The sequence below is a fragment of the Streptomyces sp. NPDC060027 genome (assembly GCF_042737005.1).
Classification (GTDB): domain Bacteria; phylum Actinomycetota; class Actinomycetes; order Streptomycetales; family Streptomycetaceae; genus Streptomyces.
The window spans coordinates 11,317-23,911 of sequence record NZ_JBHWVI010000015.1 but is presented as its reverse complement, the minus strand read 5'-3'; the positions used below and the strand labels follow the sequence as shown (position 1 = coordinate 23,911).

Below are 12,595 nucleotides of genomic sequence, written 5' to 3'. Positions count from 1 at the left end.
GTCCGCGCCGAGGACGTGGAGGGGGAGCGCAGACGTCGTAAGGATCGTTCCGAAAGCGGGAGCGATCGATCGGAACCGTGGCGTGGACGGACCCGGCCACGTAATGTCGGCGACGCGCGACAACTTGATGAGTCAACTGCCGGGAGCCCTTTGGTGAGTGAGTCCCCGCCGCCCCTTCGTGAGACCCTCGAACGCCTCGACGCGCGGATCGCCGAGCAGGGTCCGGACCGGGGCGACGTCCTCGACCCCCGCGGCCTGTCCTGTCGGGCGGTCCTGCCGGAGGAACCGCTCCGGGTACCGCGCGCGGGCGACGGGACAGCGTGCGACGACCGGGTCGGCGGCGATGTCCGGGGGCGCGTGCGGGCGCCGTACGAGAGGTCCCTCGCGAGGAGCGGCAGGCGGCCCGCCGAGGTGCGCCGGGAGGCCGCCCCGCGCGGCACGCGGCTCACCCCGGGCGAGCGGGAGATTCTCGTCGGCCCGCGTGCGGGCCTGCCGGACGGCGAGGAGGCGGAGCGATGACGACGTGGCCGGCCGGCGCCGTCGAAAGGCTCCTGGCGTCGCTGCGCCCGCGCGGCACCCGCTCCGAGATGCGTGCCCTCGCGGTGGAGCTCGGCCGGCTGCTCCGGCGAAGGATCGATACGCCTGTCGACGTGCGGGAGTTGGCGCAGGCCCTCTGTGACGAGATGAGCCGGCGTCGGGGCGGCCGTCCCGTCCAGCTCCGCTTCGAGCGCTTCCCCGACGAGATCGAAGTCACCGGCCTGTGGATGGAGTTCCAGGACTTCGACCTCGTCATCGTCGAGGAGCGCGCCGAGACGGTGCAGCAACTCGTCATCCTCGGGCACGAGTTGTGGCACATGAGGGAAGGGCACCGCGACCACCACGTGGACGGCGCGGCGGCCGTCGCGCGCGCCGCCCTCTCGGACCGTTCCGATCTGCGCGATTCCGGAGCGCGAGCGGCCTTCCGGCAGGAGGTGGCCCTCACCGTCGCCGCCCGCAACGGTTCACGTCAGGCGGACGAGGCACAGGCCGAGGCTTTCGGCCTGCACCTGGCGAGCGTCTTCCGCTCCTGGCTGGCGGGCCCCGGCGGCACCACCCCCGTCGACCCGGTCAGCCGCGCCATCGAGACCTCCCTCGGCTACCGCGGTCCCCAGGACTGACCGGCGGGCGACCGTCTCGGCCTCGACCCGCGCCCGGTCCGCGCGGATCTCCCGCGCGGCAGCGCCCGGCTCCGGAGCGCACACCCGGCACCGATCCGGGCGAGCGGCATGCCGAGCCCCTCGTTCCGTCACCGATGCCGGACCCTGCCCTCCGGCGAACGTCGATGGTGGCTTCGCCCGCAGTCAGGGGTGGTTGTTAGCCTGCGGCGGGATTGTCCCGGATGGCGTGCCGGTGAGGTGCGTCCGTGGTCGTACGCGGGTGTCGTACGAGGAAGGAGGCCGTCATGGCCCGTATAGCGCTCGTCACGTACGACCCGGGCGAGGAGCCCGGCGCGGACCGGGATCTGCCGGTGCTGAGGGGAGCCCTGGAGGACGCCGGGGCGGTGGCGGACATCGTGCACTGGGACGATCCCGGGGTCGACTGGGCGGGGTTCGACCTGGCGCTGATCCGGTCGACATGGGACTACAGCTGGCGGGTGGCGGAGTTCGTGGCGTGGGCCGAGCGGTGCGGGGCGCTCACGCGGCTCCTGAATCCGGCGCCGGTCGTGCGGTGGAACACGGACAAGCGCTACATCGGGGACCTGGCGGACGCGGGGGTGCCGGTCGTCCCGACCCGGTATCTCGCGCCGGGGGACCCCGTCGAGCTGCCCGGCGATCACGAGTTCGTCGTGAAGCCCACCGCGGGGGCGGGGGCGCGTTACGCGGCCCGGTACACGCCGAAGGAGCGGGAGACGGCCCTCGGGCAGCTCGCGCGGATGCACGCCGAGGGCCTGACCGCGATGGTCCAGCCGTACGTCACGAACATCGACGCGGCGGGCGAGCGGGCGCTCCAGTTCTTCGGCGGGCGGCTGCTGCACGCCAGCCGCAAGGGGGCCGTACTGGAGCCCGGCACTCCCTTCGACGGGGACAAGACACCCCACCCGCGCCTGGAGGTCTGGAAGCCGACCGCGGCCGAACAGGCCGTTGCCGAGCAGGCGTTGGCGGCCGTGCCGGGCGGTGCGGACAGCGTGCTCTACGCCCGTGTCGACCTGGTGGACGGCGACGACGGCGAGCCCCGGGTGATGGAGCTGGAGCTCGTCGAGCCGAACCTCTTCCTGTGGCTGCACCCGGAGTCGCTGCCCGTCGTCGTGGACGGGATCATCGAGGCCGCCGCTCGCTGAGGGCTCTTCGGCGGGCTTCCGGGAGGACCCTCAGGCGGACCCCTCGGGGGACGGCGGGACGGGCCCCTTGACGCCCACGCGTTGCAGCAGGCCCCAGGTGAACTCCGCCGCGCACGCGTGCGGGACCCCCGACGCGTCGGGGGCCGTGAACGCCAGCCCCCAGCGGGTCGGGGCCGTGCCCTCCAGGGGCCGGGCGGGGGCGAAGGCGCGGGCCGCCTCGTCGACCGTGCAGGACCAGGGGGCCAGGTCCTCCAGGGTCTCCAGCACGGGGGCGGGGGCGCCCGGGGCCCGTACCAGCCATTCGTTCCAGGCGACGCCGTTCGGGGCGAGAAGGACCTCGAACCGCAGACCGGGCCACAGGGGTACCGGCCAGCGCAGGGCCTCGCAGTTCAGATCGCCGATCCGGCGCTCCTGTGCGGACTCGGGGGCACCGAGGACCGAGCGGTAGCGGGCGGCGGCGGACCGGGAGCGCGGGGCGTGCAGCATCGCCTGCCAGCGGCGGTTCGCCTCGCGCATGTCGGCGATGGACACGCCCAGTTCGTGACGGGCCTCCTCGACCAGGTCAGGGTTGTGGTCGGCCATGCGGCGCAGCAGGACCAGCTGGAAGTCCATCGGGCTGAAGGGGGTGGGTGGGCGTTTGGCCGGCATGCGGTCCATCGTCGCGCACCCGGCCCTCGCCCGGACGGCGGCCGTCCGGCAGGAACAGCACCGAGTTGACGTAGCGGGGACCGCGCGGCGGCAGCACCCGGCGCAGCAGGCCCTGCGTGACGACGTACGACATCCGCGCCTGGTGCTCCTCCAGCGGGAAGGAGGCGAGCGGCACCCAGCTGGAGCCGGGCAGCACCCACCCCGTGTACCCCTGTCGGGCGAGGTGCTCGACGACCGGGGCGACCGGCTGGATACGGGACTCCAGCTCGATGAAGAGGGCGGGGCGGTCGCGGGCCAGCAGGTCCCGGGCGCCGCGCAGCACCGCCGGCTCGTTGCCGTCCACGTCGATCTTGATGAAGCCGACGTCGCGCAGGCCCAGACTGTCCAGGGTGAGACAGGGCACCTCCAGCGCGTGGGCGTGGATGTCCCGGCGGACGAGCGAGGACACACCCCGGTCGCCCGCGTCGTCCGCGGGCAGCCACAGCCGGGCGGTGCCCCGGTGGTCGGAGGCGGCGGCCGTGATCACGCGCACATGGTCCGGAGTGGCCGACGACAGCAGCCGGGCGAGATGCGGCACCGGCTCCACGGTCACCACCCGGCGGGCCCGCGGGGCCAGGCGGCGCGTCCAGGGGCCGTACCAGCCGCCCACGTCCACCGCCGTGCCGCAATCGGGCGGGCACAGGTCGCCGAGCCGGGCCAGCTCGGGTTCGAAGCGCGGATAGACGAGCCGGGCCGCCGCCGCGACCAGGCGGGTGGGGACGAAGGGGGCGAGGCGGGCGGCGAAGGTCCGGGACGCGCGGCCGTCCACTGGTCCGGTCATGGCGCCATCCGTTTGAGGAGTTCCTCGTGTTCGTCCTCCGTCACCTGTTCCCCGGAGGACGGCAGCAGCTGCGGGATGCCGTCCACGACGGGGTAACGGCGGCGCAGACGCGGGTTGTAGAGCGCTTCCTCCGAGGACCGGGCCTCGTCCGGGACAAGCAGATGCAGCGGACCCTTGTCGAGCGGGCAGGCCAGGATCCTCAGCAGTGGGTCATCGGGATTCATGGGGGTGTCAACTCCTTGGCGCCGGCGGGGGATTGAGGTGCCTCGTCATGCTTGGGCATGGCGAGCAGCACGGCCACCGCGAGAACGGTGCCGGCCAGCCGCAGCGCGAGCCGGACCGGCTCGTGCGGCAGCGCCTCGCCGAACGTGAGCGTGCCGAGCACCGCCGTGAACAGACAGGTCACGGTCGTGCAGACCGGCACGATCAGCGAGGCCCGGCAGCGCTGGAGCGCCGCCTGCGACATGACCAGGCCGAACGCGCCGGTGAAGAGCAGGAGATAGGGGTACGGGGAGCGCAGCAGGCCGACGACCGCGCCGCCCGGGTCATGGGTCGTCAGACGGCTCGACACCCCCTTGATGGCGAGCGAGCTCACCCCGTACAGCAGGCCGACCGCCACGCCGTACTCGACGCCGGTGGTCGGCATGCGGTGCCGGTGCCGGGAGCGCCGCTCGGCGGCCCCGTACAGCCATACGCCCAGCGAGAGCGAGGGCAGGCAGACCGTGAGGACCAGCGGTGCCGGGGCGCCCCGGCCGACCGTGTCGGAGTTCTCGCGCAGGGACAGTACGACCATCAGCAGGGCGAGGAGGATCGCGCCCAGCGCGTACCGTTCGCGGCCCGTCGTCTCCTCGCCGAGCAGCCGGGAGGAGAGCAGCACAAGGAGGACGAGCCCGGACACGAAGATCGCCTGGGCGGCGGCGATCGGCAGGGTGCGGTACACGGCCAGCTGCGCGGCGAACCCGGAGGCCAGCGCGAGAGAGCCGCCGATCCACAGCGGGCTGCCGAGGACCAGGCGCAGCAGCCGGGCGGGACGGCGGATGTCGACCTCGGGCAGGGCCGCCAACGCGCGTTTCTCCAGGACGAATCCGGTGCTGTACAGGACGTTCGCCAGCAGAGCCGCGGCCACTCCCCACCACATGGGCTACGTCCTTCGCGCGTGCAGGAGCAGGATGGAGGACAGGGACGGCGCGGCACAGGCCAGCCGGTCCAGCGCGCGCAGCGGACGCGGTACGCCGTGGAAGGGCGCGCCCGCGAGCCGGACGACCTCGAAGCCGGAGGCGGTCACGAACTCCCGCAGTGCGCGGGCCGTGTAGAGCCGCAGATGGCCGACGACCTCCCGGCCCGGACGGCCGTGGACGGCGCGCAGGCTCACCTCGGAGAAGACGGGCTGGACCCCGGCGAGCAGCAGGCCGCGGTTGTACCAGGCGGCGAGGTTCGGGGTGGACAGCATCAAGTGGCCGCCGGGGCGCAGGACCCGGCGGATCTCGTCGAGGGCGCCGTCCGGGTCCACCAGGTGCTCGACCACCTCGCTGAAGAGCACCGCGTCCGCCGCCCCCTTCGCGAACGGCAGCCCACCGTCGGCGAGTTCGCCGCGAATCGTGTACGGGACGCGGGTGCGGGCCCGGCGGAGGGCGTCCTGCGACCAGTCGACGCCGACCACGCGGTGCCCGGCCAGGAAGGGCGCGGCGGTCGCGGCGGCGGTGCCGTCGCCGCAGCCGATGTCGAGCACGGTCCTGGCGCCCGCCGTGGCCGGGCCGAGCGCCGCGGCCAGCATCCGCGCCTGGCGCAGGCTGCGCGGGGTGCCGGAGGCGACGGGCACGGCCGGGTCCTCGTAGAAGTCCCGAAGTCCCCCACGGGTGCCCGGCGCCGGGGCGGACGGGATGGCCGGGGCGGTCGGGTCGGGCGGGGTGGATGAAGTGGACGGGTCGGACGGGGTGGTTCTCGTCGACTGTGCGCCGGTCGTCATCCGCCGGTCGCCTCCCTCTCCTGTGTCGCGTGCAGGTAGTGCTCGAAGAGGTCGCGGAGATGGGCTCCGTCGCCGTGCCCGAGCAGGCTGCGCGACCAGCGCAGCGCGAGGTGCAGACGGCCCGCGGTGGACGCGGTCGTGACGGTCAGCCCGCGGGGCGTGCGGGCCGGGGCCGAGAACCAGACCGCGCGGGCGCGGCCCGCCTCCTCGCCGAAGTCGAGCGCGTAGGGGATGCGGCCGATGTTGCTGAGCAGCACGGTCGACGTCCAGGGCCCGGCCGCCCTGCGCAGGCTCCGGGTGGCCGCGGCGCGCCAGGCCACCGGCACCACGGGAGCCGTCAACAGGGCTGCGCCGTGCCCTAGTTGGGGTCGGTCGGCCGATTTCAGGGCGCGTGTGCGGGTGGCCGTACGGCGCAGCAGCTCGCCCATCCGGGACGCGTCCACCTCCTCGGGGGCGAACGTCACCTCGACCAGCCGCGTTCCGTTGCCGATCGGCATGTCCGCGCCGCGCGGCCGGTCGTCGACCGGCATGGTGATGCGCAGCGGCCGGGGGCGCGCGCCGTGTTCCCTGTTCCAGTGGGCGACCATCAGCGCGGTGGCGGCCATGAGCTGGTCGTTCACCGTGTACGGGGAGCCCTTGGGCCGGCGGGGCACACCGAGTTCGGTGACGATCAGGCCGTTGCCGGGTGAGGCCTCGGGGCTGCCGGGGGCGACCCGGGCGGGCGGGGTCCAGGTGGAGGGGGCCTTCCCGGGCGCCGGCTCCGGGGTGTCCGGGGTGCGCACGGGCGGGGCGGAGGGCGTGTTGTCCCTGCCCTCGTACAGCTCCGCGGCGGTGGCGAGGACACGGAGACAGGCGGGGCCGTCCAGGGCGGTGTGGTTGATGGTGAGGAAGAGGACGGTGCCCTTGCGGGCGGGTGCGCGGTGGCCGTCGGCTGTCTCGCGGTGACCGTCCGGGGTGCGCTCGGGGCCGGATCCGCCCACCGCGTCCGTCGCCTCGCTCCCCACCGCCGGACCCGCCCCCTGCACCACCTCCAGGCGGATCGGCGGGGACGCCGACAGGGGCGGGGCCTCCTGAAGAGCCCTGGTCCGCGCGGTGCGGAGGGCGTCCCGGCTCGGGGGCGGGAAGGACACCACCCGCACGTCCGGCTCGGGAGTCAGCTCCCACTCGTAGCGGCGGCGGTACCAGGGCCCGGCGGCTTCGCGCATCAGGACGCGCGGATGGCGGCGGAGGGCCTCGGTGAACGCGGCCGTCAGGCGGGCCGGGTCGAGCCGGCCCGGCAGGTGGACCTCGATGTGGACGGTCTCGGGTTCCTCCTCCTGGAGGCAGTGCCGGGCGACCTCGTCCACCACCGGGAACGGAACGCGTACGGCGGGTCCCCCGGGGCCGCCCGTGCCGTCCCGTGCCGGATGCTCCACCGCGGTCATGGCGACGTGTCCTTCCCCGAATCGTCCCGGGGCTCCTCGGGCGGTGTCGCCCGGAACCTCGGCTTGCGGAAAGCGATCCGCGCGGTCGGCGGATCGGGCTCGGTCCGGGCCGATCCGGGCCCACGGGCAGAGATCGTGGGCCCGGAGGTGACCCCGGTCCCGGTCCCGGTCCCGGCATCCCGGGGCCCGTCCCCGGCCGCACCGGCCCCCCGCTCAGGGGCACCCGCCCCGCCCGCCTGCTCCCCGGCGCGGGCCTCACCCGCTGCCTGCCGCATCCCGGGTTCCGGCGCACCTGTCCCGGTCCCGGCCGGAGAGGACTCGTGCTCCGCCGCCTGGGCCTCCCGTTCCGGCGGAGCGGCACCCCGTCGTGCCCTGAACCCGGCCGGCAGGGTTCCCGGGCCGCGTGTCTCGCCACGTACCCGGTGCGGCAGCGGTGCCGTGGGCGCCGACGACGGACCCGGCGGCACCGACGACCCCGCGACGGCCGCCGTCGCGGAACCGCCGGGTTCCCGCACACACACCAGGCCCGCGAACAGCCCGATCAGCGCGAGGAGTTGAGCGACGTACCCGAACGCGCCCGCTCCCGCCGAGACCGGCGATCCCGCACCCGTCGCCGCGGCGATCCCCGCCCCGGCGAGCGCGAGGAACGCGATCGGCACGAGCAGCGTGTGCCGGCGCCGGGCGAGCAGGGCCAGGACCGGAACCAGCAGGGCGAGGAAGCCCGCCACGACGACACCGACCAGGGTGAGGGCGACCAGGCCCGGCCACAGGCCGGGCGGCGGCGGAACCGGCTGGGGCTCGTCGGGGTTGGGCGAGCGGCGGCGCCACACGACGAGGCCCACGAGCACGGCGACGGCGACCCCGCCGCCGATCAGCCCGGCCTCGTACGTCGTCGAGGGCTCGTACGACAGCTTGACCGTGCCGCCCGCGCCGGACGGGATCCGCCAGCCCTGCTGCCAGCCGTCGAGCCGCACCGGCGTCAGCGTTCTGCCGCCCAGGGTGGCCTTCCAGCCGTCGTTGAAGTTCTCGTACGTCGTCAGGTACGAGGCCGCGCCCGCGCCGACCGTCACCTCGCGGCGGTCGCCCAGCCAGTCCCGTATCTTCAGGGCCCGACCGGAACCGGTGGCCTCGGCCGGTGTGCCGCGGGTCAGCGTCACGTCCGTGACGGCCAGCGGCCCGCCGTCGCCCGCCTCGATCCGGTGCGACCCCTCGGAGAGGGACACGTCGGTTCCCGAACGCCCTTTCTGGCAGAGCGTCACCTCGACGGCCCGGCGTTCCACCAGATCCCGCACCGTTCCCTTCGCGCTCGTCTCGTACAGCTTCCCGTCGACGGCGACGACCGGGCCCTTCCCACAGGGGAGCGAGAAGGGGCGGGTGCCGGGCGGCTGCGGGGTGCGGTACCGGTCGAGGGCGGGGATGTACGCCTCCGTGATGCCGACCGGCAGTTGCAGGTCCGCTCCGGCCACCGGGTTGTGGACGGTCAGCGGCGCGGTCCCGGTGACGGTGATGTCGAGGTGGTCGGTGGTGATCGGGTCGAAGCGGGCCCAGCCGTTCTCGTCGACCCCGGCGATCGCCGCGCCGTCCGGGGAACTGATGTCGATCTTCGTCGGGCGGGTCGACAGACCCCCCGCCGGGGCCAGCACGATGGACGAGACGGGCTGCTTGTCGGGCCAGCTCAGATGGATCGTCGGGTTGCCGCCCGCGATCCACGCCGTCGTCAGGTCGCCGTCGGTGAGGTTGCGCGCGGACAGGCCCGCGCCCAGCCTCGCCGTCGAGGCCGCGGTCGCCGTGATCCGGCTCCGCTGCTCGGGCGCGACCTCGTACAGCAGCTTGTCGAGTTCCTCGCCCGGCACGGGGACGGCGTCCGCCCGCATCGTGTACGTCCCCGAGATCGAGGTGGAGAAGAGCCGGTGCAGGCCCGCCTCGGCGCCTGTCGGGGAGAGACCGGTCGGGTCGGTGGAACGGTGCAGGGAGACGATCTCGGAGGAGGCGTCCGAACCCGACGCGTCCGTGGGGAGCCTCAGCAGACGGGTCACCCGCACGTCGGGCAGCTCGATCTCGGAGAAGCCCGCGCCGGTGAGCCCGGCGTGCCGCGCGGTGGAGCCGATGATCGTGAGCTTCAGCCAACTCGTCGATCCGTAGGGGGCCTTGACGGACTGCTTCATGCCGTTCGGCCGGAGGTAGCTGGTCGCCGAGCCCTTCTCCGTCTCGACCCGGACCCGGGTCGCGGCCGAGCGCATACCGTCCTGCGGCAGCGGGATCACGTCGAAGGCCGTGGGCATGTCCACGGAACCGTCGAAGCGGATCCGCAGCCACTGGCCGTCCGCCGAGCCCGCCGCGCCCTCGACCCACGCCGTGTCGGGGTTCCCGTCGAAGGCGTTCACCGGGTCGTACTGCGGGAGATGGAACAGCCAGTTGCCGCTGGACGACGCCGTGACGGAGCGGGCGCCGCGCAGCTCCGCGACGGTCTGGTGCCGGACGCCCTCGGCCGGAAGGATCTGGCGCGGCTTCCTGCCGGGGTCCTGCACGCTGTCGCTGTCGTTGCGCTGGTCGCGCGTGTATGTGTACGAGGTGTTGGCGTCGACCAGGCCGAAGCGGGTGTCGGCGCGGCGCAGCCCGTCGCCCACCACCTGGACCGGCGGGGTTCCGAGACCGGGATGGTTGTCACCGGTCAGCACGGCGGCGCGGCCGCGTACCGAGGGGTCGGAGGCCAGCGGCAGCAGCGATTCGGGGCCGCCGGAGACCACGGCGGTGTCGGCGATCGCCTTCAGCCCGGCCTGCCCGGGCCGGGCCACCGCCTGATCGGCCGGCTCGTAGATCTCCACGGCGCGTTGGCGCGGATAGAGCCCCTCGACCTGCATCGGGGTGCCGTGCGCGATCCGGCCGCCGGTCATGACCGGCCCGAATCCGTCGACCCGCCGGTAGCCGGACTGCTCCAGGGTCCGACGCACGGTCGCGGTCGGGACATGGCCGATCTGGTCGGGATCGAGGTCGTTGCGCACGACGACGTAGTAGAGGCCGGCGCGGCTCAGGTAGTCCGCCAGGCCCGGGACATGGCCGCCGGTCAGCAGAGCCTGCTCGACCGCGTCCATGGCGCGCCGGTTGCCCGCGGTGCCGAAGGGGACGTAGTCGCGCTCGGCCCAGCGGGAGTCGGCGAGCACGTCGAGGGGCTCGTCGATGGGGGAGCCCCAGGTGTAGATGCCGTGCGCGGTGGCGGGGACGACGAGGGCGCGGGAGTCCGGCGAGTACTTCTTCAGCCAGTCGGCGGTGGTCTGCCAGTAGCGGGGGAGTTCCTGGAACGAACCGGGTTGCAGGATCGACCCGTTGAGATAGGGCCAGGCGAGTCCGGGCAGGACGAGGACCGCCGCGATCAGCGGGGCGAAGCGCCGGCCGCGCACCGGGCGGGCGCCGCGCGGCTGCGCCGCGACGCCCACCAGATGCGCCAGGCCGAGGGTGAGGGCGAGCGCGAGGCCCGTCTGGAACTTGTAGATGTTGCGGAAGGGGACGAGCCAGCCGTTCAGCCAGTCCTGGACCACGCCGTGGAAGGGCGCCCCGAACGAACCGCCGTACCCGGCGAGGGTGATGAGCGCGACCGACAGGACGGTCAGCACGAGCCAGCGCCGCTCGGGCATGTCACGTCTCGCCAGTCCCGCGAGGCCGAGCCCCGCCGCGAGTGCCGAGCAGACGATGACGATCACCGAGGACGCGACGGACCAGCCGGCCGGCAGCCAGGCCTCGCCGAAGTGCAGATACGCCACCCAGTTGCCGGCGCCGCGCAGCGACTCGGTGGCCGACATGGTGGCCGTCGTGGTCCCCGAAGTCTCTATGTAGGGAAGGAAGTTCTCGCCGTAGACGCCGAGCAGCAGCAGCGCGATCCACCACCAGGCGGTCGCGAGGATCACGCCCGGCACCCACCACGCGACGAGCTTGCGCTGCCGGGGTCCGCGCGGGCGGGACAGCAGATAGAGCCCGACCGGGAGGAGCGACGCGAGGGTCGCGGCCGCGTTCACCCCGCCCATGAAGGGGACGACCAGCGCCGAGCGCAGGGCCGCGATCCGGGCGGTGTACCGCTCGTTCGTGAGCGGCAGCAGGACCCAGGGGAGGAATGCGCCCGGGAGCGCGGCCGCCGAGGTCGACCCGACCACGATCGTGAAGACCGGCCACAGCGCGTACGCGACGGCGGCGAGGAGGCGGGACGCGCCGCTGCCGGTCCGCAGCCGCTCGGCCAGCCGGAGCGCGCCCCAGAAGGCGACGGTCACGATGACCGACAGCCACAGCCGCTCCGCCAGCCACACGGGGAGGTGGACCAGCCGGCACAGGCCGTAGTACGGCAGCATCGGCCAGGCGTAGCCGACGTACTGGTCCTGGAGGCCGCCGAAGCCGCCCCGGTCGTGCCACAGCTGCCCCAGGTCGGAGAGGAACTGCCAGGGGTCGAGCGCGACACCGAGCTTGGTGTCGAAGGTCGTGCGCCCGGGGTGCACGGCCAGGAACAGCACGAACACCACGGCCCAGAATCCCAGCAGCCAGCGCCGGGAGCGCGGCCCCTCCGGGGGGCCTGACGTGCCGGCGCCGGTGCGGACGGCTGCCGGGGGAGGAGCCTGGACCGTGCTCGTCATGGTGGACACCGCCGGAGGATGAGGAGGAGGTTCCAGGTGGCGAACTCGCGCAGCCCCGGCGCCTTGGCGACGGCCTCCGCGAGGAAGGGCCAGTAGCGGGAACGGGCCGAGACGACCGTGATGTCGTCGCGGGCGCGTACCTGCCGCAGGGTGGTGCCGATGTGTACGGCGAAGAGGTTCTCGCCGAGGGTGTGCTTCGCGGGTCTGCCGGTTCGGCGCCGGTAGCGGGCGCGGGCCCGTTCGGCGCCGAAGTAGTGCCAGGGCGCCCACTCGTGACCGCCCCACGGGGACAGCCAGTTGGTGAAGGACACGTAGATGAGCCCGTCCGGACGGGTGACCCGGACCATTTCGCTGAGGAAGGTCTGCGGATCGGCCACGTGCTCAAGGACGTTGGAGGAGAAGCAGACGTCCGCGACGCCGTCCGCGAGCGGTAGCAGATAGCCGTCCGCGACGACGGCCGACTCGGGCGGCTGCGGCCCGAGTTCCCGCAGGTCCGGCTCGAAGAGGTAGGCGTGCGCGCCGCGCCGCCGGAACTCCTCGGTGAAGTAGCCGCCGCCGCCCCCGACGTCCACGACGGTGCGGCCCTCGACGGCCCCGTACGCCGCCTCGACCTGGTCGGCGGCGTCCCGGGCGAGCAGCGCGTAGCAGGACGCCGGGTCGTCCTGTTCACGCAGGAAGGCACGGAAGAGGGCGAGGGAGCGGCGTACGGAGGGATCCTTGAAACCGGTCCCGGCACCGGAACGTTTCCGCTTGCGGTTCGCCATCCGCCCGCCGGTCGGGGGTGTCCGTCCGGTGTCGGTCGGC

Annotated in this window: 11 protein-coding genes; 3 read left to right on the top strand and 8 right to left on the bottom strand. The window is 74.0% G+C overall.

Annotated features, from left to right (window positions below; all coding sequences use genetic code 11):
• Positions 1–153: 153 nt before the first annotated feature.
• The 3 genes from ACFWBT_RS06185 (at position 154) to ACFWBT_RS06175 (ending at position 2,317) form a co-directional block, all read left to right on the top strand.
• On the top strand, positions 154–519 hold the full coding sequence (locus ACFWBT_RS06185; protein WP_385696536.1) for a hypothetical protein: 366 nt from the start codon (positions 154–156) through the stop codon (positions 517–519).
• Positions 516–1,157 (top strand): toxin-antitoxin system, toxin component family protein, encoded by a 642-nt coding sequence (locus ACFWBT_RS06180; protein ID WP_385696534.1) that lies wholly within the window; start codon positions 516–518, stop codon positions 1,155–1,157. The genes ACFWBT_RS06185 and ACFWBT_RS06180 overlap by 4 nt, the downstream gene beginning before the upstream one ends.
• 284 nt (positions 1,158–1,441) lie before the next feature.
• Positions 1,442–2,317 (top strand): hypothetical protein, encoded by an 876-nt coding sequence (locus ACFWBT_RS06175; protein ID WP_385696533.1) that lies wholly within the window; start codon positions 1,442–1,444, stop codon positions 2,315–2,317.
• A 30-nt stretch (positions 2,318–2,347) separates the two neighbouring features.
• Here the strand turns inward: ACFWBT_RS06175 and ACFWBT_RS06170 are convergent, their stop codons facing one another.
• From ACFWBT_RS06170 to ACFWBT_RS06135, 8 genes are read right to left on the bottom strand one after another with little or no spacing between them, the layout of a single operon-like run.
• On the bottom strand, positions 2,348–2,974 hold the full coding sequence (locus tag ACFWBT_RS06170) for a hypothetical protein (RefSeq protein WP_385696531.1): 627 nt from the start codon (positions 2,972–2,974) through the stop codon (positions 2,348–2,350).
• Entirely contained in the window at positions 2,880–3,785 is a 906-nt protein-coding gene (locus ACFWBT_RS06165) for an FkbM family methyltransferase (protein ID WP_385696529.1), read from the bottom strand. Before ACFWBT_RS06165 ends, ACFWBT_RS06170 begins: the two co-directional genes overlap by 95 nt.
• Complete coding sequence (locus ACFWBT_RS06160) at positions 3,782–4,009, bottom strand: Trm112 family protein (protein WP_385696527.1); 228 nt, start codon at positions 4,007–4,009, stop codon at positions 3,782–3,784. Before ACFWBT_RS06160 ends, ACFWBT_RS06165 begins: the two co-directional genes overlap by 4 nt.
• Positions 4,006–4,911 (bottom strand): hypothetical protein, encoded by a 906-nt coding sequence (locus ACFWBT_RS06155; protein WP_385696632.1) that lies wholly within the window; start codon positions 4,909–4,911, stop codon positions 4,006–4,008. Before ACFWBT_RS06155 ends, ACFWBT_RS06160 begins: the two co-directional genes overlap by 4 nt.
• Before the next feature lie 15 nt (positions 4,912–4,926).
• On the bottom strand, positions 4,927–5,751 hold the full coding sequence (locus ACFWBT_RS06150; RefSeq protein WP_385696525.1) for a class I SAM-dependent methyltransferase: 825 nt from the start codon (positions 5,749–5,751) through the stop codon (positions 4,927–4,929).
• The gene (locus ACFWBT_RS06145; protein ID WP_385696522.1) at positions 5,748–7,175 is read right to left on the bottom strand and encodes a condensation protein; all 1,428 of its coding nucleotides are present in this window, start codon (positions 7,173–7,175) and stop codon (positions 5,748–5,750) included. The genes ACFWBT_RS06150 and ACFWBT_RS06145 overlap by 4 nt, the downstream gene beginning before the upstream one ends.
• Positions 7,172–11,791: an alpha-(1->3)-arabinofuranosyltransferase family protein gene (locus ACFWBT_RS06140; RefSeq protein WP_385696630.1), complete on the bottom strand. Its 4,620-nt coding sequence runs from the start codon at positions 11,789–11,791 to the stop codon at positions 7,172–7,174. The genes ACFWBT_RS06145 and ACFWBT_RS06140 overlap by 4 nt, the downstream gene beginning before the upstream one ends.
• Positions 11,788–12,555 (bottom strand): class I SAM-dependent methyltransferase, encoded by a 768-nt coding sequence (locus ACFWBT_RS06135; protein WP_385696521.1) that lies wholly within the window; start codon positions 12,553–12,555, stop codon positions 11,788–11,790. The genes ACFWBT_RS06140 and ACFWBT_RS06135 overlap by 4 nt, the downstream gene beginning before the upstream one ends.
• Between the last annotated feature and the right edge of the window lie 40 nt (positions 12,556–12,595).

Excerpts from the sequence above, each read along its gene's own strand:
- ACFWBT_RS06180 (WP_385696534.1), top strand. The coding sequence starts at position 516 with ATGACGACGTGGCCGGCCGGCGCCGTCGAAAGGCTCCTGGCGTCGCTG.
- ACFWBT_RS06175 (WP_385696533.1), top strand. The coding sequence starts at position 1,442 with ATGGCCCGTATAGCGCTCGTCACGTACGACCCGGGCGAGGAGCCCGGC.
- ACFWBT_RS06170 (WP_385696531.1), bottom strand. The coding sequence starts at position 2,974 with ATGGACCGCATGCCGGCCAAACGCCCACCCACCCCCTTCAGCCCGATG.
- ACFWBT_RS06165 (WP_385696529.1), bottom strand. The coding sequence starts at position 3,785 with ATGACCGGACCAGTGGACGGCCGCGCGTCCCGGACCTTCGCCGCCCGC.
- ACFWBT_RS06160 (WP_385696527.1), bottom strand. The coding sequence starts at position 4,009 with ATGAATCCCGATGACCCACTGCTGAGGATCCTGGCCTGCCCGCTCGAC.
- ACFWBT_RS06150 (WP_385696525.1), bottom strand. The coding sequence starts at position 5,751 with ATGACGACCGGCGCACAGTCGACGAGAACCACCCCGTCCGACCCGTCC.
- ACFWBT_RS06145 (WP_385696522.1), bottom strand. The coding sequence starts at position 7,175 with ATGACCGCGGTGGAGCATCCGGCACGGGACGGCACGGGCGGCCCCGGG.
- ACFWBT_RS06140 (WP_385696630.1), bottom strand. The coding sequence starts at position 11,791 with ATGACGAGCACGGTCCAGGCTCCTCCCCCGGCAGCCGTCCGCACCGGC.
- ACFWBT_RS06135 (WP_385696521.1), bottom strand. The coding sequence starts at position 12,555 with ATGGCGAACCGCAAGCGGAAACGTTCCGGTGCCGGGACCGGTTTCAAG.